Here is a 21,778-nt window from a genome sequence, read left to right on the forward strand (position 1 = left end):
GCAGCCTCGCCATGGCTCGGCAGCGGCTACAGGGGATTGTGTTGAGCCGTGTTGGGGGGCAGCAATTGCACCCCCAGGTACAGGGCCAGCATGCCGTCCAGGCGCAAGGGGTCGACGCCGCTGAGTTCGGCAATCCGCTCCATGCGGTAGCGCAGGCTGTTGCGGTGGATGCCCAGGGCGTCGGCGCAGGCCTGGCTCTGGCCATCGTGGTCGCACCAGCTGCGCAAGGTCGCCAGCAACTGGCCGTTGCTGTCCTTGGCCAGCACCTTGCGCAACGGGGTCAGCAACTCGTCCAGGGCGTCGTCGTTGCGGTGGCGCCAGAGCATCACCGGCAGACGGTAGCGGTTGAGGGTCAGCAGGCGCGAGTCCGGCAGCAGGTCGCGGCCGTAGGCCAGCAGGTCGCCGACCCGACGATAGCAACGGCGCAATCCGGCCAGGCCATCGGCCTGCCCGCCCACGGCAACCCGCAGGATGTTCCAGCCCTGGCCGTCGAGTTTTTCCAGCAGGCGCGGGTTGTCCAGGCTGAAGTTCGCCGGGCGACACCAGAGCAGGGAGGTCTTTGACGAACTGACGCACCAGCTGTCCGGGTAGCGGCTCATCAGCCAGGTGCTGAGGGTCTCGACGCCCTGCCCCACGGGCTGCTCCGGTGCCAGTTCGAACAGGTAAGGGGTGCGCGCCAATTGCGGTTTGAGGCCCATCTGCCGAGCTTCATCCACCAGCCGTGGCGAGTCGCCGCTGTCGCTCAACAGCAGGGCCAGCAGATCGTCACAACGCTGGCGCCGCCATTGCTGTTCGGCCTGTTGGTGGCGCTGGCTCACCAGCATCTCGGCGGTCATGCGCACCAGTTCGGCGTAGGTGCGCAGCAACGCCGGATCGCCGGTGATGCCCAGCACGCCGATTAGCCGCTGGTCGTGCAGCAACGGCAGGTTGATCCCCGGCTGCACCCCCTTGAGCTGGCGTGCGGTGGGCTCGTCGATCTCCACCACCCGGCCGTTGGCCAGCACCAGTTGCGCGCCTTCGTGGCGGGTGTTGATGCGCTCCGGCTCGCCACTGCCCAGGATCAGACCCTGGCTGTCCATGACGTTGACGTTGTAGGGCAGGATGGCCATCGTGCGGTCGACGATGTCCTGTGCCAGGTCATGATCGAGTTCGAACATAGAGGGAAGGTCCTTGGACGTTGTTCAGTGGCACAGGGTCGGCGGCCAATCGCTGTGCGCCGGCACAAAGACAGCGACCTCGGTGTGACTGAGACTCTCGGGGCGGTCAACGTTACCCTTGCACCGCAAAAAATCATAATAAAGAGAGACACTCCATGTCACAGAGCGCCGCTGCCCCACTGGCCCAGGCTGACGACAAGCACGCCGTCTACAAGCGCATCACCCTGCGCCTGATCCCCTTCATCTTCGTTTGCTATCTGTTCAACTACCTCGACCGGGTCAACGTTGGCTTCGCCAAGTTGCAGATGCTCGATGCCCTGAAATTCAGTGAAACGGTCTACGGCCTGGGCGCCGGGATCTTCTTTATCGGTTACGTGCTGTGCGGCGTACCGAGCAACCTGGCGCTGAACCGGTTCGGCCCACGGCGCTGGATCGCGCTGATGATGATCACCTGGGGCACCCTGTCCACCTGCCTGCTGTTCGTCACCACGCCGACCCAGTTCTATACCTTGCGCCTGTTCACCGGAGCCGCCGAAGCCGGCTTCTTCCCCGGCGTGGTGCTGTACCTTTCGCAGTGGTTCCCGACCTTCCGCCGGGGCCGGATCATGGCCCTGTTCATGTCGGCGATCCCGGTCTCAGGGTTGTTGGGCAGCCCGTTTTCCGGCTGGATTCTCAATCACTTCGCGGCCGGACAAGGCGGCCTCGCCGGCTGGCAGTGGATGTTCCTGCTGCAGGGCATTCCCACGGTGGTACTCGGCGCCCTGGCGTTCTTCCTGCTCAGCGACAGCTTCGCCCACGCCAAGTGGCTGACGCCGGCTGAACGCGCGGTGCTGGAGGCCGACCAGGCCGCGGACGCCGCCAACCAGCCGAAAACCGCCAGCGATTCCCTGGCAGCCGTGTTCAAGAACCCGGCGATCTGGGCCTTCGGCCTGATCTATTTCTGCATCCAGAGCGGGGTCTACGCGATCAACTTCTGGCTGCCGTCGATCATCAAGAACCTGGGCTTTGCCGACAATCTGGTGATCGGCTGGCTGAGTGCGATTCCCTACCTGCTGGCGGCGGTGTTCATGCTGCTGGTGGGCCGTTCGGCGGACTTGCGCAAGGAGCGCCGCTGGCACCTTGTGGTGCCGATGCTGATGGGCGCCGTGGGCCTGCTGATCGCGGTGAACTTCGCCAGCACCCCGGCCCTGGCCCTCCTCGGCCTGACCCTCGCCACCATGGGCGCCCTCACCGGCCTGCCGATGTTCTGGCCGGTGCCCACCGCCCTGCTCAGTGCCGGAGCCGCGGCCGGTGGCCTGGCGCTGATCAACTCCATGGGCCAGATGGCCGGCTTCCTCAGCCCCTACCTGGTCGGTTGGGTCAAGGACAGCACCGGCTCCACCGATGCCGCGCTGTACCTGCTGGCCGGGGTGATTGTCGGCGGTAGCCTGCTGGCCCTGCGCATGACCCGCACCCTGAACCGCTGAACCCCGGCAACACACCGCCCAGCAACGAAAAAAGCCCGTCCGAGCCTCTGCTCCAACGGGCTTTTTCATGGCCGGCCTCAGCTCGGGGCGCCACCGTGCCGGGCGTAGTCGTGGCTGATGCTCAATTCCCCCGCCGCCGGAGCATCCAGCTCCAGCACCAGGCCGCCGGGCAAGCGGACGAAGATCTGCCAGATGCCGTCTTCCGGGACCTGCGCCACCTGATGCTCCAGGCCACTGGCTTGCACCCGCCGTAACACGGCGTCGGCCGCCTCCTGGGTGCTGAAGGCGATGTGGCTCAGTTGCGGCTCGGGGCTATCGGCCTGTTCGATGACGTGGACCAGCGCCTGCCGGTCCTGATACAGCCAGCGCCCGGGAAAGGGAAACGGGGGACGCCGTCCCGCTTGCAGGCCCAACAGATCGGCGAATGCCTGCTGCAACGCCTGGCCCTGGGCACAGTTGAACGCCAGGTGATCGAAGCGCCAGCTCATAGCAGGCCACCGCCATCGACGTCGATCAGGCTGCCGCTGATAAAGCCGTTCTCCATGGCCAGGATAAAGGCCGCGGCGATGTCATCCGGCTGGCCGACACGACCCACCGGCAGGCTGGCGGCGGTGCGGGTAAACATTGCTGCCCGGGCCTCCGCCGTCAGACCAGCATAGGCTTCGGTGGCAGTGACCCCAGGGCTGATGACATTCACCCGGCGTGGCGCCAGTTCCTTGGCCAGGTGCTTGCCCAGGGCTTCGAGAGCGGCATTGAGGGTGGTCTTGAGCACTTGTCCGGGAACCATTTTGCGTGACAGCAAACCTGAGGTCAGGCTGATGCTGCCTTGAGCCGCCAGATGGGGCAGCGCCGCCTGGACCGCGCGCCACACGCCCCAGAACTTCACCTCGAACGCCCGCTGGGCATCCAGCAGATCGGTGTCGGCCAGGGGCTTGGCGGTGATCGCCGGACCGGCACTGATCACCAGATGGTCAAAGGCGCCCACGGCGCTGAACAGATCACCGAGGCTGGCGGCGTCGGTGATGTCCACGGCGAGGCTGCGGGCCGAGGGCGGCAACTGCGCCTGCTGCCGTTGCAAGGCTTCGAGGCTGCGCCCGGCGAGTACCACCTTGGCCCCGCGTGCGGCCGCCTGACGGGCCACGGCAGCACCGATGCCGCTGCCGGCGCCAATCACCACCACGGTCTTGTGCTGCAAGCTTGGATTGGAAAGAGTCATTGCGATCCCCTGGGTCATGTAAAGGTGATTGCATCTTCACAGCTTGCCAATCGAGGAAAAATCCCGCTAAAACGCAAAGATCTTTAAAGGATTTTTACTAATGAGCTCAATCCTCGACCTGGAAATTTTCGTGCGCACGGCCGATTCCGGGAGCATTTCCGCCGCCGCCCGCTCCCTGGGCATGACGGCCGCTGCGGCCAGCATCGCCCTCAAGCGCCTGGAAACCCGCCTGGGCAGCCGCCTGCTGGCGCGCTCCACCCGCAGCATGCGCCTGACCGAAGAGGGGCGCCGCTACCTGGAAAGCGTGCGTCTGGCCCTGGCCACTCTGGAGGACGGTGAGCAGGCGCTCAAGCAGCAGAGCCAGGGCCTGGCCGGTGTGCTGCAACTGTCGGCGCCTTCGGATTTCGGACGCAACGCGCTGCTGCCCTGGCTTGACGAGTTCAAGGCCGAGCACCCGCAACTGCGCCTGCAACTGCGGCTCAATGACCGCCACGCCGACCTGTTCCGCGACACCGTGGATGTGGCCCTGCGCTTTGGCGTGCCGGCGGACTCGAGCCTGGTGGCCCTGCCGATCCTCCCCGAACATCGTCGCCTGGTGTGCGCCAGCCCGGCTTACCTGGCCCGTTGCGGTACCCCGCAGTCCCCCGAAGACCTGTCGCACCACAGTGCCCTGCTCTACCTGCGTAACGGCCAACCCTATGACAGCTGGCGCTTCAGCCGTGGCGCCGAGACTCGCGAGGTGCCCGTGCGCGGCGACTACCTGTGCGACGACGGCGAAGTGGCCCGGCGCTGGGCCCTGGCCGGCCACGGCATTGTCTACAAGGCCCGGCTGGATGTGGCCGAGGATATCCGCGCCGGGCGCCTGGTGCCGCTGCTCGACGACTGGCAAGGGGAACGGGCGCCGTTCAATCTGCTGTGCCCCCATCGCCTGCAGGTTTCCGAGCGGGTGCGCCTGCTGCACAGCTTTGTGTTGCAGCGCTGTCGGGCGCTGTGCCCGTCTTGAGCGCCGGTCCGGGGGCGGCTGGCCGGCAAGCCGGCTCCTGCGCAATGTCCTTGCAGGCGATCTCACGGGCCTCTTTGCCGAAAAACCGGCCCCGGCGAGGAGGCGCCATTCAGGCATTGCGCTAGCCCGGCGTTGTGGTATTTGATGGTCGCCCCCATGGCCGGAGATGCCCCGGCCACCCTTCTAGCACAAGGATTTCGCCCATGAGCTATCGCACCCTCGGCCATTCCGGTCTCAAGGTTTCCAGCCTGACCCTGGGCACCATGATGTTCGGCGAGCAGACCAGCACCGAAGACTCGCTGCGCATCATCGACAAGGCTTGGGACCAGGGGATCAACTTCATCGACACCGCAGACGTCTACACCCAGGGCCGCTCCGAGGAAATCGTCGGTGAAGCCATCGCCCGCCACCGCCATGAGTGGGTGCTGGCGTCCAAGGTCGGCTTCGGCCCGGCGGATGGCGTGCCCAACCGCAGCGGCCTGAGCCGCAAGCACATCTTCAACGGCATCGAGGCCAGCCTGACCCGCCTGGGCACCGACTACCTGGACATCTACTACCTGCACCGCGAGGACCACAACACCCCGCTGGAGGTGAGCCTCTCGGCCATCGGCGACCTGCTGCGCCAGGGCAAGATCCGCTACTGGGGCCTGTCCAACTACCGAGGCTGGCGGATTGCCGAGGCCATTCGCGTGGCCGACCAGTTGGGGGTGGACCGCCCGGTCATCAGCCAGCCGCTGTACAACATCGTCAACCGCCAGGCCGAGGCCGAGCAGATCACCGCGGCCAAGGCCTATGGCCTGGGCGTGGTGCCTTACAGCCCGCTGGCCCGTGGCGTGCTCAGTGGCAAGTACGCGCCGGACACGGCCCCGGACAGCAGCAGCCGCGCCGGACGCCAGGACAAGCGCATCCTGGAAACCGAGTGGCGGGTGGAATCCCTGCGCATCGCCCAGCAGATCCAGGCATACACCCAGGACCGCGGGGTCGGTATCGTCGAGTTCGCCATCGCCTGGGTGCTGAACAACCAGGCGGTGAGTTCAGCGATTGTCGGTCCGCGTACCGAAGCCCAGTGGGACGCCTACACCCGGGCCCTTGAGGTGAAGATCAGCCCAGAGGATGAAGCCTTCATCGACGCCCTGGTGACCCCGGGGCACGCCTCGACGCCGGGCTTCAACGATGTGAGTCATTTCGTCTCCGGTCGTTTTCCGCACCTGGGCTGAACGCTGCCGGTGGCGGCGCAAAGGCGCGCGCCACCGGCCTTGGGCTCAGCAGGCTCGGCGGCACTGTGGCCATAAACGAGAAAAAATCCCGCCACGATGGCGCAATCAGAGCAAAAAACTCGCGCCTGACCCTCTATATTCCCCCTCGCTTCTCCCCCCTATTTCTATGTGTCCCGAGCGTTCGGGTATTACGAGGACAGTGTGTCTAAAGGAATTGCCTTATCGGTCCTGGCGTCGGTGCTGTTTGCCGTCATGTATTTCTACACCTCCCTGCTGACGCCCCTGACCGGGGTGGAGATTTTCGGCTGGCGGATGCTGCTGACCCTGCCCTGCATGACCCTGTTCATGATCTTCAGCGGCGAGTGGCACCGGGTCGGCCAAGTGCTGCGCCAGGTGGCAGGCAAACCGCTGCTGAGCCTGGTGTTGCTGCTGTCGTCGGCCCTGGTGGGGGTGCAGCTCTGGCTGTTCATGTGGGCGCCGCTCAACGGCTACAGCCTGGATGTGTCACTGGGGTACTTCCTGCTGCCGCTGACCATGGTCCTGACCGGACGCATCGTGTATGGCGAGCGTCTGTCGCGCCTGCAGAAAGTGGCCACGCTGCTGGCCTGCCTCGGGGTGCTCAACGAGTTGTATCAAGTGGGCAGTTTTTCCTGGGCGACCCTGGTGGTGGCCGTGGGCTACCCGGTGTATTTCGTCCTGCGGCGGCGCCTGGGCACCGATCATCTGGGTGGCCTGTGGCTGGACATGGCGCTGTTGATCCCGGTGGCACTGTGGTTTGTGCAAGGCGGCGAACAGGGATTTGCCGTGGTGGACAGCCATCCCGGCCTGTACCTGCTGATTCCTCTGCTGGGGGTGATCAGCGCCTCGGCGCTGGCGTGCTACGTCATCGCCAGTCGCTTGCTGGCCTTCAGCCTGTTCGGCCTGCTCAGCTATGTGGAGCCAGTGTTGCTGCTGTTTGTCGCCCTGCTGCTGGGGGAAAGCATCAAGGCCGGGGAATGGCTGACTTACATCCCGGTCTGGCTGGCGGTGCTGGTGCTGGTGCTCGAAGGGGTCAGGCACCTGCTGCGCCAGCGCCGCAACTGATCGACGCGCCCGCATGGGCCTGGGCAGCCCAGGTTCGGGCGCCGTTGGGGATCAGGGTTTGATCTGCTTGAGCTCATTGAGCAGGGCCAGCAAGGCCTGCATCTTGTCCTCGCCAAATTGCTGCTGGATTTTCTGGTAGTTGATTTCCATGTCGCCGCTCATGGACTCGAAACAGGCCTGGCCCTTGTCGGTCAGGGTGATGAACAGGCGGCGCTGGTCCTCTGGGGATTTGCGACGGCTGACGTACTCGTCACGCTCCAGGCGGGTCAGCACGCCGGTCATGCTCGGTGGCAGGATGCAGGCCATCTTTGCCAGTTGGTGGCTCTCCAGCTCACCGTTCTGGCGCAGGATGCGGATCACCCGCCACTGCTGCTCGGTCAGGTCGTGCTGGTTCAGCGAGGGGCGGAAAAAGGCCATGGCGGCCTCACGGGCCTGCAACAGGGTCAAGGTCAGGGACGGTCTGGGTGTGTTCATCGAGGCATCGGTCAAGGGCTGGGAAACAAAGGCGGAAACATTAACACATTCACTATCGCCAACCGACAGGCAATATAAAGCCCGATCAGGCATGGCCTGATCGGGCTCTGTGTTCAAGCCTGCCGAGGGTTACTCGGTGGCCAGTACCCCGCGACGCACCTGGTCGCGTTCGATCGATTCGAACAGTGCCTTGAAGTTGCCCTCGCCGAAACCATCGTCGCCTTTACGCTGGATGAATTCGAAGAATACCGGCCCCATCAGGGTTTCCGAGAAGATCTGCAGCAGCAGGCGCTTGTCACCGGCTTCCGAGGAGCCGTCCAGCAGGATGCCGCGGGACTGCAACTCATTGACCGGCTCGCCGTGGTTCGGCAGGCGGCCTTCGAGCATCTCGTAGTAGGTTGCCGGCGGCGCGGTCATGAAGCGCATGCCGATCTTCTTCAGCGCGTCCCAGGTCTTCACCAGATCGTCGGTGAGGAAGGCCACGTGCTGGATGCCCTCGCCATTGAACTGCATCAGGAACTCTTCGATCTGCCCGGCGCCCTTGGACGATTCCTCGTTCAACGGGATACGGATCATGCCATCCGGAGCGGTCATGGCCTTGGAGGTCAGGCCGGTGTATTCGCCCTTGATGTCGAAGTAACGGATCTCGCGGAAGTTGAACAGCTTCTCGTAGAAGCCGGCCCAATAGGCCATGCGCCCGCGATACACGTTGTGGGTCAGGTGGTCGATGATCTTCAGGCCGGCACCCGGTGGGTTGCGGTCCACGCCTTCGAGGAACACGAAGTCGATGTCATAGATCGAGCTGCCTTCACCGAAACGGTCGATCAGGTACAACGGCGCGCCGCCGATGCCCTTGATTGCCGGCAGGTTCAACTCCATCGGCCCGGTTTCAATGTGGATCGGCTGGGCGCCCAGTTCCAGGGCACGCTTGTAGGCCTTTTGCGAATCCTTGACCCGGAACGCCATGCCGCATACCGACGGGCCGTGTTCGGCGGCGAAGTACGAGGCAACGCTGTGGGGTTCGTTGTTGAGGATCAGGTTGATCGCACCCTGGCGGTACAGATGCACGTCTTTTGAACGATGGGTCGCGACTTTGGTGAAACCCATGATCTCGAAGATCGGTTCGAGGGTATTGGGGGTAGGCGATGCGAATTCGATGAATTCAAAGCCCATCAGGCCCATTGGGTTTTCGAAGATATCTGCCATGGTTGGCGCCTCATCATATTTTTAGAATTAACGGATCGTTAGTTGCTATCAATGCTGAGGAAAGAAGGCGGTGCGCAGGAGATGCCCCGCACGCTGCGGGCGAGGAAGTCACCGTAGATCAGTTGAAACCCGAGAATCTTCATTTCGACCCTGTCTTACAGGCTGGGGGACGAGGCTTCTGCTGCCAGAAGACTTTATTATTGTATGCGTAACCGGATTCTACACAGCGTAAAAGCCTTTGTCCGCATTCTCTATAAAATCGCCTTTTTCGCCTGGCCCGCAAGGGGTTTGTTGCACTGGTAGATGCCGCCGAGAATCAACACCCCGCCCATTCCCATCACCAGGCTCAGTTGCTCTCCCAGCAACAGTGCGCCCAGCAGGACTGCCGTCAGCGGGTTGAGGGCAATGAATACTCCGGAGCGGGTGGCACCGATGCGTCGCAGGCCGTCGTAGTACCAGATATAGGCCAGCGCGGAACCCAGGACGCCCAGGTACAGCAGGCTCAAGCCCTGGCTCAGGTCCAGGCGGACAATGGCATGCAGGTCGAACTCACCCCGGGCCAGGGTTGCAGCCCACAGCATCAGGGTTCCCATCAGGATCGAATAGGTAACGGTCTGCAACGGGCCAAGGTGCTGATTGAGACCTTTGGAACACAGCGAGTACACCCCCCAACCCAGGACGCAGCCGAGTATCAGCAGGTCGCCATACCAGCCACCTGCCCCGGCAGCCAGGGCCGAAGGATCGCGACTGCAGATCACCAGGGCCGCGCCACTCAGGCACGACAGGATGCCCAACAACTTGCGCCGGCTCAGGCGTTCCTTGAACAGTGCCCAGGACGCCAGGGCAATCACCGCAGGATTGAGCGCCACGATCAGGGACGCCCGCGAGGCGTTGACCTGTTGCAGGCCGAGGAAGAAGCACAGGTTGTAGAAGAAGATGCCGAAGAACCCCAGGAGCGCCAGTTGGCCGAGCTGCTTGAGGCTGGGTCTGACCAGGGCAATGCGCGCCACCGCCATGAAGCCAAGCAGGGCCAGGCTGGCGAGCAAGAAGCGCAGACTGGCAGCCAGCCAGGGGGAAAGCCCGCCGGCCAGGTAACGCCCGGCGACGAAGGTGCCGCCCCAGATCATGGTCACTGCCACCAGTTTGCAATAGACCGACAGGTCTGCGTGATCGGCCGCCAGGGCGCCGCTAATACTGCTTTCACTCATGATCATGCTGCTCTGTGGTCGTGGATTTGTGCTCTGAGGTCATTTTTTGTCTAATGGCTCATCATCGTAAAATGAGCTTTTACTCATGACCCTGACCCAATTGGAGATCTTCTCCCGGGTGGCCGAACTGGCGGGTTTTACCAGCGCCGCCACGCGCCTGGGCATCACCCAGTCGGCCGTGTCCCACGCCATCAAGTCCCTGGAACAGGAACTGGGGGTCGAGTTGTTCCGCCGCCATCAGGCCCAGGTCGAGCTCACCGATATTGGTGGCCAACTGTTGCTGCGGGCCCGGGCCATGCTGGGGCTGGCGGCGACCTTGGAACAGGAGGCCGCCGACGCTCGGGGCATGAAGCGCGGCACCTTGCGCATCGGCTCCTTTGGCCCCACCTCCTCCATGCGCCTGTTGCCATCCATCCTCGAGGAGTACCGGCGCGAGCATCCGGGGATCGAGGTGCATATCGACGAGGGGCCGGATCGCCAGGTGCTGCAATGGCTGGAGGAGCGACGGGTCGACGTCGGCTTCGTGGTGTTGCCCGAGGAGCGTTTCGATACCTTCGCCCTGATCGAGGACCAGTTGATGGCGCTGATTCCCGCAGACCATGCCCTGGCCCGGGAGCAAGAGATCCGCCTCGAACAGCTGTGTCACGATCCCTTCGTGCTGACCGAAGCCGGCTCGGCCGAGCTGGTTACGCGCTTGTTCATCGGCGCCGGCCTGAGCCCCAACATCCGCTACCGCAGTTCGCAACTGCTCAGCACCCTGGAAACCGTGGCCCGGGGTGACGCCTTGAGCATTCTGGCCGAGCTGTCCTTGCCCCCGACTGCGGACGCCCGCTATGGGAGCAAGCCCCTGTCGCCGCCGGTGCGGCGCCAAGTGGGGATCGCCGTGCTCGATCGGCGCCAGGCATCGCCGGCGACACTGGCCTTCATCCAGCATGCGCAACGTCTGTATCGTCATCCAAAGCCGTCTATCCTGCGATGATCCAGACAATGTCAGGAGGCTGCCGCCACCGCTGCGGCAGCCAGACGCTGGCCCGCCCCTCCTCCACCACAGGTTCGATCCATGCCCCTGACCGCCAAAGGTCCGCTCAAGCGTTCTACCCGCAGACTCTGGACAGTGTTGGCGATTGTGCTTCCCATCGGACTGGGGGCCGTCATTTTCTACGCCCAGGCCGAACGAGCGCTGGTGCGCAGCAGCCTGGAAACCGCCGAGGAAGCCATCCGCCAGTTCGACCTGATGCTGGACAACACCGATATTGCCGCCAGGGCGCTGCTGCCCCAGGCAGGCCTGGAGTGCGACGAGGTACGGCAACTGGCCCTGAGGAACCAAGTGACTCGCCGACCATTCGTGCGCTCGACCAACCTGGTGTGGCGCAACAACAACTATTGCAGTTCATTGCTGGGCAGCTATCCGGTGCCCCTCGATCCCCGGGATTACGTTAACGGCCGGCTCTGGCTCATGAGTGGCAACCCCGTCACCCCCAACACCGCGCTGCTGATCTACCGCTTGAGTGAGGGGGAGCGCTCGGCCTTGGCGACCATCGACGGTTATCACCTGACCAACGCCCTGCGCCTGATCAGCCGCTTCGCTCATCTGCGGCTGCAGGTGGGCGAGCATTGGCTGTCCAGTGATGGCGGGGTCCACGACGGCGCACCGCCACTGGCAGCAGTGGCCCCCCTGCATCTGAGTTCATCGCGTTATCCCTACAGCGTCAGTACAGGATTTCCCGAGGGGGACATCTGGAAATACATGAAAAGCCAGTACCCGGCGTTGTTCAGCCTGCTGGTCTTTCTCGGTGCCGGCGCCGGTGTCCTGGCCCACTGGTTGCAGAAGCGCTCCGCCTCTCCCAGCCATGAATTGCGCCGGGCACTGGAAGCCCGGGAGTTCATCCCATACTTTCAGCCGGTGGTGCGCGGTGACACGCTGCAATGGGCCGGCATTGAAGTGCTGATGCGCTGGCAACATCCGCGAGAGGGACTCGTGCGTCCGGACCTGTTCATCCCTTTCGCCGAACATTCCGGGCTGATCGTGCCCATGACCCGTTCGCTGATGCAGCAGACGATGCAGGTGCTGGCCCCCCACGCCGCTGGCTTCACCGACGGTTTTCATATCGGCATCAACATCACTGCCAGTCACTGCCATGACTTGCAGTTGCTGGAGGACTGCCGGGAGTTTCTCGCCGCCTTCCCTCCCGGCAAGGTGATCCTGGTGCTGGAGTTGACCGAACGCGAACTGATCGAGCCCACGGCCACCACCCAGCAGCTGTTTGCCGCTCTGCATGAACTCGGGGTAATGATCGCCATCGACGACTTCGGCACCGGGCATTCCAGCCTGGGTTATCTGCGTCAGTTCAATGTCGATTACTTGAAGATCGATCAAAGCTTTGTCGCCATGATCGGTGCCGACGCACTGTCGCTGCATATACTCGACAGCATTATTCAACTCTCGACCAAACTCGATCTGGGCATCGTCGCCGAAGGTATTGAAACTGCCGAGCAGCGGGATTACCTGGCGGCTCAAGGCGTGGATTTCCTGCAGGGTTATTTATTTGGGCGCCCCATGCCCAGTGCGGAATTTGTTGCGGCCCTGGCGCGCCATTAAATAGCCATACCAGAACATTAAGTGCTCGACTACGGTAACTCGGGATACGCACCAATTTGATTCAATTGGCAAATACAGGCTTGAACAAGAACAACCTGATTTACTCTCGCGCCATTAACTACTACAATTTTTCCCGCCTGTACAAGATTCACAGGTAGGCCACTTAATCGAGCCTTAACCGGCTTATGGCTTATAGCTTTGTTTGTGGTTTGTATCAGCCAAAATAGACTATTGGAGTGAAGATATTGTCCAGACTTGCTGAATTTCGTGCTGCAGAAAAAGCACTTCAAGAACAGCTCGCGCAGCTTGAATCCCTGAAGAACGACGCCGGACTCAAAAAGGAAATCGAGTTCGAAGAGAAACTTCAGGCCCTGATGAAATCCTACGACAAGAGTTTGCGTGACATTATCGCAATCCTTGATCCCAACCTGGGCAAAAGCGGCCTGCCACAAGCCAACGCCCCTAAACAGCGCCGCGCACGTGTGGTGAAGGTCTATCAGAACCCGCACACCGGTGAACTGATTGAAACCAAGGGCGGCAATCATCGCGGCCTGAAAGCCTGGAAAGAACAGTACGGTGCTGCCACTGTGGATTCCTGGCTGCGCGCTTGAACAAAGCCGCCACCTGAAAAAGGCCCTGCATATGCAGGGCCTTTTACATTGACAAGAATATTCTTATTACGACTTGAATCTAAGGGAAGATCCAGCCCAACCGATGGCAATCAGCCATCTCGCGATAGGCTTTGCTATAAAGCCAGCCCCCAAAGCAACTAGTCGCTTGATGCCTTTCTCGAAAACGAACTCGCTACACGCGAAAAGCAAACCGACTGTTTCAGATTTTTCCTTAAAGTTTGAGGCTATTTCGTACAGCCAGTATCTGATCCTGACTATCGGCATAAGCCGCCGCCTGACCGGCGTATGAAAGTACATAAGCCTTATCCTCATCCAGTGCCGCCACCAGTGTTTGCGACAACACATGTCGCCCATTCTGGGTAATGGTACAAGTGGTCTCCAGAGCGTCCAGACGACTCAACTGTGCAGCATGAATCTTGTTACAGACACTCTGATATCCACTGCGGGCAAAGTCTTTCTGCACTGACTTGCGCATCTCCAGCAATACCCCTTGAAGATTGACTACATGCCCGCGTTCCACCTGGGTCATGGTCAACTCCATGACCAGTTGCGGATTGCCCGCGGCATCATTCTTCACCGCCCGCTGCCGGGAAACCTGGGCAGCCTGATCCGCCTCCTGGACCGGCACTGGCTCCACAGTCCAGCCCTCGGGCCAGGCAACCTCCGGTTGCGCCTGGACAACGCCCGCAAACATCAACAGTAAAACGGCCACAGCCTGGGCTCTAAGCGACTCGATCATGGATTGGCACACTAAAGAAACGGGCCTTGAAGTCTGAGCCCGGCGCCAGGAATGGGCAATAGATCAGGAGCTTTGGGTTTGGCGCCATCCTGTCCAGTTGCGTATCATTGCCCGCTTCCAAGGATGTCCGAACCATTGCCAGACAAGGACTTCCCCGCCCTCGCGGGCAGCCTTTGCCGCACTTTCTTCTGGAGGGCCCATGAGCCTCAACGAACTCAACACTTTCCCTGGCGTGACCGCCCAACCGGACGCAGCCACTGCTCGTTTCGTCTTCAACCACACCATGCTGCGGGTCAAGGACATCACTCGCTCGCTGGACTTCTACACTCGGGTCCTGGGCTTTTCCCTGGTGGAAAAACGTGATTTCCCCGAAGCCGAATTCAGCCTGTACTTCCTCGCACTGGTGGACAAGTCGCAGATTCCGGCCGACGCTGCGGCCCGTACCGAATGGATGAAGTCGATCCCCGGGATTCTCGAACTGACCCACAACCACGGCACCGAGAACGATCCGGATTTCGCCTACCACAACGGCAACACCGACCCGCGTGGCTTCGGCCATATCTGCATCTCGGTACCGGATATTGTCGCTGCCTGCGAACGTTTCGAGACCCTGGGCTGCGACTTCCAGAAGCGCCTGAATGATGGTCGCATGAAGAGCCTGGCCTTCATCAAGGACCCCGATGGCTACTGGGTCGAGATCATCCAGCCAGCGCCGCTGTAACCCGATACAGGTGCAGAGCCGGCCTGTGTAGGAACTGGATTGCCAGCGAACGCATCCGCAAGGACTGCGCCAGGCCCAACAGCCTCTTCACTGGCAAGCCGGCGCCGACCCAGGCAGCCATAAAAAAACCCCATGAGCCAGGCTCATGGGGTTTTGTTTGTTCAGCGGCCGATCAAGCCGGTGCTGATGTGCGGATCAAGTGATCGAATGCACTGAGGGAAGCCTTGGCGCCCTCACCCACCGCAATCACGATCTGCTTGTAGGGCACGGTGGTCACGTCTCCGGCAGCAAATACGCCGGGCAGCGAAGTCTCGCCACGGGCATCGACGATGATCTCGCCGCGAGGCGACAGTTCTACCGAGCCCTTGAGCCAGTCGGTGTTGGGCAGCAGGCCAATCTGCACAAAGATGCCTTCCAGGTCCACCGTGTGGAATTCACCCGAATCGCGATCCTTGTAGGCCAGGCCGGTGACCTTCTGCCCATCACCCTTCACTTCACTGGTCAGGGCACTGGTGATGACCTTGACGTTGGGCAGGCTGTACAGCTTGCGCTGCAACACGGCGTCGGCCCGCAGCTTGCTGTCGAACTCCAGCAAGGTGACGTGGCTGACGATACCCGCCAGGTCGATAGCCGCTTCGACGCCGGAGTTACCGCCACCAATCACCGCCACCCGTTTGCCTTTGAACAGCGGACCATCGCAGTGCGGGCAGAAACACACGCCCTTGGCCTTGTACTCCTGCTCACCCGGCACACCCATTTCACGCCAGCGGGCACCTGTCGCCAGGATCACCGACTTGGCCTTCAGGCTGGCGCCGCTTTCAAACTGAATCTCATGCAGGCCGCCCACTTCCTTGGCCGGCACCAGGGCACTGGCTCGCTGCAGGTTCATGATGTCGACGTCGTATTGCTTGACGTGCTCTTCCAGCGCCGCGGCCAGTTTTGGCCCTTCGGTCTCTTTCACCGAAACAAAGTTCTCGATGGCCATGGTGTCCAGTACCTGGCCGCCGAAGCGCTCGGCCGCGACCCCGGTACGAATGCCTTTACGAGCGGCGTAGATGGCTGCCGAAGCACCGGCGGGACCGCCGCCGACCACCAGCACATCAAAGGCCTCTTTGGCGTTGAGCTTCTGCGCTTGCTTCTCTACCGCACCGCTGTCGAGCTTGGCGAGGATCTCTTCCAGCCCCATGCGGCCCTGGCCGAAGTTCACGCCATTGAGGTAGACACTGGGCACCGCCATGACCTTGCGCTCATCGACTTCGGCCTGGAACAGCGCGCCGTCGATCGCCACATGACGGATGTTCGGGTTGAGGACCGCCATCAGGTTCAAGGCCTGGACCACGTCCGGGCAGTTCTGGCAGGACAGCGAGAAGTAGGTTTCGAAGTTGAACTCGCCTTTGAGCGAGCGAATCTGCTCGATCACTTCAGCACTGGCTTTCGACGGATGGCCGCCCACTTGCAGCAGGGCCAGCACCAGGGAAGTGAATTCGTGGCCCATCGGAATGCCGGCGAAACGCAGGCTGATATCGCCTCCCGGGCGATTCAACGTGAACGACGGCTTGCGCCCATCGGTACCGTTGTCGAGCAACGTAATCTGGTTGGAAAGACTGACAATGTCTTTGAGTAACGCGAGCATTTCCTGGGATTTCGCACCGTCGTCGAGGGAGGCGACGATCTCGATCGGCTGGGTGACCCGTTCCAGGTATGACTTCAACTGAGCTTTAAGATTGGCGTCCAACATACGGGCGATTTCCATGTTCTGAATAAAGAGATGGTTCGGTAAAAAAAAACGCCCGAGCGAATCTCGCCCGGGCGTTTTAGGGGCGGTGCAGCTGACTTAAGTGCGGATCACCGCCCTTGGGTAATGCATGGACTTAGATCTTGCCAACCAGGTCCAGGGACGGAGCCAGAGTGGCCTCGCCCTCTTTCCACTTGGCTGGGCAGACTTCGCCTGGGTGAGCGGCAACGTACTGAGCGGCCTTGATCTTGCGCAGCAGCTCGGAAGCGTCACGGCCTACGCCGCCATCGTTGATTTCAACGATCTTGATCTGGCCTTCCGGGTTGATCACGAAGGTGCCGCGGTCAGCCAGACCGGCTTCTTCGATCAGCACGTCGAAGTTGCGGGAGATGGCCAGGGTCGGGTCGCCGATCATGGTGTACTGGATCTTGCCGATGGCTGGCGAAGTGTTGTGCCAGGCAGCGTGAGCAAAGTGGGTGTCGGTGGAAACGCTGTAGATCTCAACGCCCAGTTTCTGGAATTCGGCGTAGTTGTCGGCCAGGTCTTCCAGCTCGGTTGGGCAAACGAAGGTGAAGTCAGCCGGGTAGAAGAACACGACAGACCATTTGCCTTTCAGATCAGCGTCCGACACTTCGACGAATGCGCCGTTTTTGAATGCGGTAGCTTTGAACGGTTTAACTTGGCTGTTGATGATAGGCATCGTTGACTCTCCATCAGTGGTTGAAAACATTGGGTGAAAACTTGATGGGGAGAATCCTAACCAATGACTTGCCGCTTGGCTCATTGGCAAACCTGATGCTATCGATTGGCTTTGACTATCAGCCGACAGTATTAATAGAAGAAACCTTTGATTACCGACGGACCGGCTGCGGATCAATCAGCGCCATGCCCATGAACGGGCTGGCCTCCACGTAGCGCATGGCGGACTTCAGGTCCTTCCAGCCCACATAGCTCATCAGGGACTTGAGGTCCCACCCGCTGCGATGGGCCCAGGTGGCAAAACCACGGCGCAGGGAGTGGCTGGTGTAATGCTCGGCATCAATGCCGGCGCGCTCCAGGGCCTGGCGCAGTAACGGAATCACGCTATTGGCGTGCAACCCCTGTTCGCTCAGGTGGCCCCAGCGGTCGATGCTGCGAAACACCGGACCGCGCACCAGTGCGGCGCTGTTGATCCAGTCGACATAGGCCTGCACCGGGCATAAGCGCTGCAGCGCCGGCGTGTGAAAAGTGCGCCCCAGGTTGTCGCGATCACCCTTGCTGCGCGGCAGATAGAGGCTGATGCCGGAACCGGCCACAGCCTGTACATGCTCGATCTGCAAGCGACACAGTTCATCACTGCGAAAACCCCGCCAGAACCCCAGCAGGATCAGCGCCCGGTCGCGGCGTGCTCGCAACAGGTCGGCCTGACGGCCTTCGGCGGCAGCGGCTGCGCCCTCCTCGTCAAGCCAGCCAATCACCTGCTCCAGGTGTCGTAACTGCAAGGGCTCGGCTTGTTTCTCACGCACTGGATGCAATGCACGAATGCCCTTGAACACTTGGCGTACCACCGGCGCCTTGGTCGGATCGGCAAAGCCCTGGCTGTTGTGCCATTGAGCCAGGGCAGAAAGGCGCAACTTCAGGGTGTTGATCGACAACTCCCCGGCGTAGGCCGCGAGATAACGCGCCACGCTCTCCGCCGTCGTCGGCAGGAACCCGCCCCACTGCACCTCGAAATGCTCGATCGCTGCCCGATAACTGCGACGGGTGTTATCGCGGGTAGCGGCTTGCAGGTAACGATCCAGTTCACTCATGACAATTCAACCCCGGCAGATGTACGGCCACAAAAGACAAAGAAGCGCCGCATGCCCCATGACACTGGGTAATACTACAATATCCCAGGTCATATTTTCTCTATCTAGCAGCTTCATCCATCTGTACAATAACCATCAATTACATACCATGTATCACAGTATCAAATCGTTGGAGGAGCCATGGCTCGCGGAGGCATAAACAGGGCGGTGGTGAAGAAAGCGCGTCAGGCGATTCTTGCCCGCGGCGAACACCCCAGCATCGATGCAGTACGCATAGAAATGGGCAATACCGGTTCGAAAACCACCATCCACCGCTATTTGAAGGAGCTGGATGACGGCACCAGCCGCCGAGATGCGGGCCCGATGCCGCTGGATGAAGAGTTGAGCGAACTGGTGGGACGACTGGCTCAACGCCTGCAGGAGCAGGCCCAGGAACCTCTGGAACAGGCCCTCGCCCACTCCGAACAACAGAAGCAGGCCTTCGAGCAGCAATTGGAGCAAGCGCGGCAGAGCCAAGAGCAACTGCAACAGCAGCTACAAATCCAGGCCAGCGCCCTGGCCGGGGAAAGTGCCGCCCTGCAAGACACCCGCTCCATGCTGCAGAGCGAACAGACCCGCAACGCCGAACTCAATCAAGCCTTGAAGGATTGCCATCTGCGCCTGGAAGACAAGGAGCAACAGATCCGCTCCCTGGAAGAAAAGCACCTGCATGCCCGGGACGCCCTGGAGCACTATCGCGCCGCCAGCAAGGAACAACGCGAACAGGAACAGCGTCGCCACGAAGGCCAGATCCAACAGGTGCAAATGGAGCTGCGCCAGGCTCATCAGAGCGCACTGGTACGCCAGGATGAAATCACCCAACTGCATCGTGACAATGAACGTCTGCTCAGCGAGCAGCGAGCCACCCACAAGGAGCTTAAGCTGGTCCAGGACGCCGCGAGCAAGAGCACCGTATCGCAAGCACTGCTCAGCGAGCAGCTGGCGCGTCAGGACAGCGCAGTCACCCTGCTCCAGGAACGCTTGCGCGTAGCCTCGGAGGAGATTCAGGCACTCAAGGAAAGAGCCGACAGCCAGACTCGATTGAGCAAGGAGATGGAGTTGCGCGCCGCCAAGGCCGAGGCCGGCCTTGAGGCGCTGCGCCTGGCTGCGGCAACCAAGGCGCAGCCAGACACGCCTGCAGACGCGTGATCAGTCCGCGACGGGGGTACGCAGGGTAACGAACTCTTCGGCAGCCGTCGGATGCACGCCGATGGTTTCGTCGAAGTCGCGCTTGGTGGCTCCCGCCTTCAGGGCGATCGCCAGGCCCTGGACAATTTCCCCGGCATCAGGTCCAACCATGTGGCACCCCAGCACCCTGTCGCTCTCGGCATCCACCACCAGCTTCATCAGGGTGCGCTCCTGGCAGTCGGTCAGCGTCAGCTTCATCGGCCGGAAACGGCTTTCGAAGATCTGCACCTTGTGCCCCGCCTCGCGCGCCTGCTCTTCGGTCAAGCCAACGGTGCCGATATTCGGCAAGCTGAAGACCGCCGTCGGAATCATCCGATAATCCACCGGGCGATACTGTTCCGGCTTGAACAGACGCCGAGCCACGGCCATGCCTTCCGCCAGGGCCACAGGTGTCAGTTGCACGCGACCAATTACATCGCCAATGGCCAGGATCGACGGCTCGCTGCTCTGGTACTGGTCGTCGACCTCGATAAAGCCGCGCTTATCGAGTTTGACACCGGTATTCTCCAGCCCCAGGTTGTCGAGCATCGGCCGACGCCCAGTGGCGTAGAACACGCAATCTGTTGCTAGCTTGCGACCGTCCTTGAGGGTGACCTCCAGACTGCCATCGGCCTGCTTGTCGATGCGTTCGATATCCGCATTGAATTGCAGTCCCAGGCCGCGCTTGGTCAGCTCTTCCTGCAAATGCTTGCGCACCGCGCCATCAAAGCCACGCAGGAACAGATCACCGCGATACAGCAACTGGGTATCGGCACCCAGGCCGTGGAAGATCCCGGCAAACTCCACCGCAATGTAACCACCGCCCACCACCAGGACACGCTTTGGCAAAGCGTTGAGGAAGAACGCCTCATTGGAACTGATGGCATGCTCGCGACCGGGAATATCCGGAATCTGCGGCCAGCCGCCTGTGGCAATCAGGATGTGCCTGGCACTGTAGCGCTGGCCATTGACCTCCACCTGATGAGGATCGATCAACTTGGCATGGCCTTCGTGCAGGGTCACGCCACTGTTGACCAGCAGATTACGGTAGATGCCATTAAGGCGATTGATTTCGCGATCCTTGTTGGCGATCAAAGTCGCCCAATCAAAGTTCGCCTCGCCCAGTGACCAGCCAAAACCCGAGGCCTGCTCGAAGTCTTCGGCGAAGTGGGCTCCGTACACCAGGAGTTTTTTGGGCACGCAGCCGACGTTGACACAGGTACCGCCCAGATAGCGGCTCTCGGCCACCGCGACTTTCGCCCCGAAACCCGCAGCAAAGCGTGCGCAACGTACACCGCCGGAACCGGCACCAATTACATAAAGATCAAAATCGTAGGCCATTTCACTCTCCCAGGCAGACTGACAGCATAACCGCAGATGGCGATCGGGTCAGCGCCGTGGCTTTACATAAGGGCGGGCAATGAAAAAGCCACCCGAAGGTGGCTTTTTCTGACAACCCCGCGAGGCGACTATCAGTACGCCTTGCCGGTCTTGTAGAAGTTCTCGAAGCAGAAGTTGGTCGCGTCGATGTAACCCTCGGCGCCACCGCAGTCAAAACGCGTGCCCTTGAACTTGTAGGCCATTACACAACCGTTCTGCGCCTGCTTCATCAGGGCATCGGTGATCTGGATTTCACCCCCCTTGCCCGGCTCGGTCTGCTCGATCAGATCGAAGATGTCCGGCGTCAGGATGTAACGACCGATGATCGCCAGGTTCGACGGGGCGTCTTCCGGCTTTGGCTTCTCGACCATGCTGTGAACGCGATAGATGTCGTCGCGAATCATCTCGCCGGCGATCACACCGTACTTGTTGGTTTCCTGCGGGTCGACTTCCTGGATGGCCACGATCGAGCAGCGGAACTGTTTGTACAGCTTGACCATCTGGGTCAGCACGCCGTCGCCTTCGAGGTTGACGCACAGGTCGTCTGCCAGTACCACGGCGAAGGGTTCATCACCGATCAGCGGGCGACCGGTCAGAATCGCGTGGCCCAGGCCTTTCATTTCGGTCTGGCGAGTGTAGGAGAACGAGCACTCATCCAGCAGTTTGCGGATACCAACCAGGTACTTTTCCTTATCGGTGCCCTTGATCTGGTTTTCCAACTCGTAACTGATGTCGAAGTGGTCTTCGAGGGCGCGTTTGCCACGGCCGGTCACGATGGAGATTTCAGTCAGTCCAGCATCCAGCGCTTCTTCAACGCCGTACTGGATCAGTGGCTTGTTCACCACCGGCAGCATTTCTTTAGGCATGGCTTTAGTCGCTGGCAGGAAGCGAGTACCGTAACCGGCTGCTGGGAACAAGCATTTCTTGATCATATGAGTCCTTAAAA

The 21,778-nt window shown here is 61.3% G+C and carries 21 protein-coding genes; 9 read left to right on the forward strand and 12 right to left on the reverse strand.

Translation table 11 applies throughout. The annotated features are described in order from the left end of the window. Positions 1–26: 26 nt before the first annotated feature. The gene (locus tag DWF74_RS02520) at positions 27–1,157 is read right to left on the reverse strand and encodes a sugar diacid recognition domain-containing protein (protein ID WP_115580239.1); all 1,131 of its coding nucleotides are present in this window, start codon (positions 1,155–1,157) and stop codon (positions 27–29) included. Between the two features lie 155 nt (positions 1,158–1,312). On the opposite strand from DWF74_RS02520, the gene DWF74_RS02525 reads away from it, so the two are divergent. Beyond that, positions 1,313–2,623 (forward strand): MFS transporter, encoded by a 1,311-nt coding sequence (locus tag DWF74_RS02525; protein ID WP_102863274.1) that lies wholly within the window; start codon positions 1,313–1,315, stop codon positions 2,621–2,623. A gap of 77 nt (positions 2,624–2,700) precedes the next feature. Here DWF74_RS02525 and DWF74_RS02530 read toward each other — a convergent pair whose 3' ends face one another. Together DWF74_RS02530 and DWF74_RS02535 are read right to left on the reverse strand one after the other, a co-directional pair. Continuing rightward, positions 2,701–3,111, reverse strand: a complete 411-nt coding sequence (locus DWF74_RS02530; protein WP_102863273.1) for a hypothetical protein — start codon at positions 3,109–3,111, stop codon at positions 2,701–2,703. Then, positions 3,108–3,839 (reverse strand): SDR family oxidoreductase, encoded by a 732-nt coding sequence (locus DWF74_RS02535; RefSeq protein ID WP_115580240.1) that lies wholly within the window; start codon positions 3,837–3,839, stop codon positions 3,108–3,110. The genes DWF74_RS02530 and DWF74_RS02535 overlap by 4 nt, the downstream gene beginning before the upstream one ends. 100 nt (positions 3,840–3,939) lie before the next feature. Between DWF74_RS02535 and DWF74_RS02540 the strand changes: the two genes are divergently transcribed. The 3 genes from DWF74_RS02540 to rarD all read left to right on the forward strand — a co-directional run bounded on the left by DWF74_RS02540 (position 3,940) and on the right by rarD (position 7,142). Beyond that, positions 3,940–4,842: a LysR family transcriptional regulator gene (locus DWF74_RS02540; protein ID WP_115580241.1), complete on the forward strand. Its 903-nt coding sequence runs from the start codon at positions 3,940–3,942 to the stop codon at positions 4,840–4,842. 203 nt (positions 4,843–5,045) lie between these two features. Then, positions 5,046–6,059 (forward strand): aldo/keto reductase, encoded by a 1,014-nt coding sequence (locus tag DWF74_RS02545; RefSeq protein WP_102863270.1) that lies wholly within the window; start codon positions 5,046–5,048, stop codon positions 6,057–6,059. Positions 6,060–6,260: 201 nt separating this feature from the next. Then, positions 6,261–7,142 (forward strand): EamA family transporter RarD, encoded by an 882-nt coding sequence (gene rarD / locus DWF74_RS02550; RefSeq protein ID WP_102863269.1) that lies wholly within the window; start codon positions 6,261–6,263, stop codon positions 7,140–7,142. Between the two features lie 51 nt (positions 7,143–7,193). On the opposite strand, the gene hpaR is transcribed toward rarD, so the two are convergent. From hpaR to DWF74_RS02565, 3 genes are all read right to left on the reverse strand, one after another. Beyond that, the gene (gene hpaR / locus DWF74_RS02555; RefSeq protein WP_102863268.1) at positions 7,194–7,616 is read right to left on the reverse strand and encodes a homoprotocatechuate degradation operon regulator HpaR; all 423 of its coding nucleotides are present in this window, start codon (positions 7,614–7,616) and stop codon (positions 7,194–7,196) included. Between the two features lie 129 nt (positions 7,617–7,745). Continuing rightward, on the reverse strand, positions 7,746–8,822 hold the full coding sequence (gene hppD, locus DWF74_RS02560; protein ID WP_102863267.1) for a 4-hydroxyphenylpyruvate dioxygenase: 1,077 nt from the start codon (positions 8,820–8,822) through the stop codon (positions 7,746–7,748). A 251-nt stretch (positions 8,823–9,073) separates the two neighbouring features. Then, a complete protein-coding gene (locus tag DWF74_RS02565; RefSeq protein ID WP_115582407.1) occupies positions 9,074–10,030 on the reverse strand; it encodes a DMT family transporter in 957 nt (318 codons plus the stop codon). A gap of 85 nt (positions 10,031–10,115) precedes the next feature. Here DWF74_RS02565 and DWF74_RS02570 point away from each other — a divergent pair, with 85 nt between their 5' ends. The 3 genes from DWF74_RS02570 to DWF74_RS02580 all read left to right on the forward strand — a co-directional run bounded on the left by DWF74_RS02570 (position 10,116) and on the right by DWF74_RS02580 (position 13,240). Beyond that, complete coding sequence (locus tag DWF74_RS02570; RefSeq protein WP_115580242.1) at positions 10,116–11,009, forward strand: LysR family transcriptional regulator; 894 nt, start codon at positions 10,116–10,118, stop codon at positions 11,007–11,009. A gap of 81 nt (positions 11,010–11,090) precedes the next feature. After that, a complete protein-coding gene (locus tag DWF74_RS02575; protein WP_115580243.1) occupies positions 11,091–12,629 on the forward strand; it encodes an EAL domain-containing protein in 1,539 nt (512 codons plus the stop codon). 245 nt (positions 12,630–12,874) lie between these two features. After that, the gene (locus tag DWF74_RS02580) at positions 12,875–13,240 is read left to right on the forward strand and encodes a histone-like nucleoid-structuring protein, MvaT/MvaU family (RefSeq protein WP_102863264.1); all 366 of its coding nucleotides are present in this window, start codon (positions 12,875–12,877) and stop codon (positions 13,238–13,240) included. A 232-nt stretch (positions 13,241–13,472) separates the two neighbouring features. On the opposite strand, the gene DWF74_RS02585 is transcribed toward DWF74_RS02580, so the two are convergent. Continuing rightward, the gene (locus DWF74_RS02585) at positions 13,473–13,955 is read right to left on the reverse strand and encodes a DUF4946 domain-containing protein (RefSeq protein ID WP_240322092.1); all 483 of its coding nucleotides are present in this window, start codon (positions 13,953–13,955) and stop codon (positions 13,473–13,475) included. Positions 13,956–14,199: 244 nt separating this feature from the next. Between DWF74_RS02585 and gloA the strand changes: the two genes are divergently transcribed. After that, positions 14,200–14,721: a lactoylglutathione lyase gene (gene gloA / locus DWF74_RS02590; protein WP_102863262.1), complete on the forward strand. Its 522-nt coding sequence runs from the start codon at positions 14,200–14,202 to the stop codon at positions 14,719–14,721. Between the two features lie 172 nt (positions 14,722–14,893). Here the strand turns inward: gloA and ahpF are convergent, their stop codons facing one another. The 3 genes from ahpF to DWF74_RS02605 all read right to left on the reverse strand — a co-directional run bounded on the left by ahpF (position 14,894) and on the right by DWF74_RS02605 (position 18,246). Continuing rightward, entirely contained in the window at positions 14,894–16,459 is a 1,566-nt protein-coding gene (ahpF, locus tag DWF74_RS02595; protein WP_102863261.1) for an alkyl hydroperoxide reductase subunit F, read from the reverse strand. 133 nt (positions 16,460–16,592) lie between these two features. Further along, a complete protein-coding gene (gene ahpC / locus DWF74_RS02600; protein ID WP_011061677.1) occupies positions 16,593–17,156 on the reverse strand; it encodes an alkyl hydroperoxide reductase subunit C in 564 nt (187 codons plus the stop codon). 151 nt (positions 17,157–17,307) lie between these two features. Further along, complete coding sequence (locus tag DWF74_RS02605; protein ID WP_102882611.1) at positions 17,308–18,246, reverse strand: site-specific integrase; 939 nt, start codon at positions 18,244–18,246, stop codon at positions 17,308–17,310. A gap of 180 nt (positions 18,247–18,426) precedes the next feature. Here DWF74_RS02605 and DWF74_RS02610 point away from each other — a divergent pair, with 180 nt between their 5' ends. Further along, positions 18,427–19,434, forward strand: coding sequence for a DNA-binding protein (locus DWF74_RS02610; RefSeq protein ID WP_115580244.1), 1,008 nt, complete (start codon positions 18,427–18,429; stop codon positions 19,432–19,434). Here DWF74_RS02610 and gorA read toward each other — a convergent pair whose 3' ends face one another. Together gorA and galU are read right to left on the reverse strand one after the other, a co-directional pair. Next, entirely contained in the window at positions 19,435–20,793 is a 1,359-nt protein-coding gene (gorA, locus tag DWF74_RS02615) for a glutathione-disulfide reductase (RefSeq protein ID WP_115580245.1), read from the reverse strand. Between the two features lie 131 nt (positions 20,794–20,924). Next, positions 20,925–21,764 (reverse strand): UTP--glucose-1-phosphate uridylyltransferase GalU, encoded by an 840-nt coding sequence (gene galU, locus DWF74_RS02620; protein ID WP_007935647.1) that lies wholly within the window; start codon positions 21,762–21,764, stop codon positions 20,925–20,927. Positions 21,765–21,778: the final 14 nt, after the last annotated feature.

The sequence above is a fragment of the Pseudomonas protegens genome (genome assembly GCF_003363755.1).
GTDB lineage: Bacteria > Pseudomonadota > Gammaproteobacteria > Pseudomonadales > Pseudomonadaceae > Aquipseudomonas > Aquipseudomonas danubii.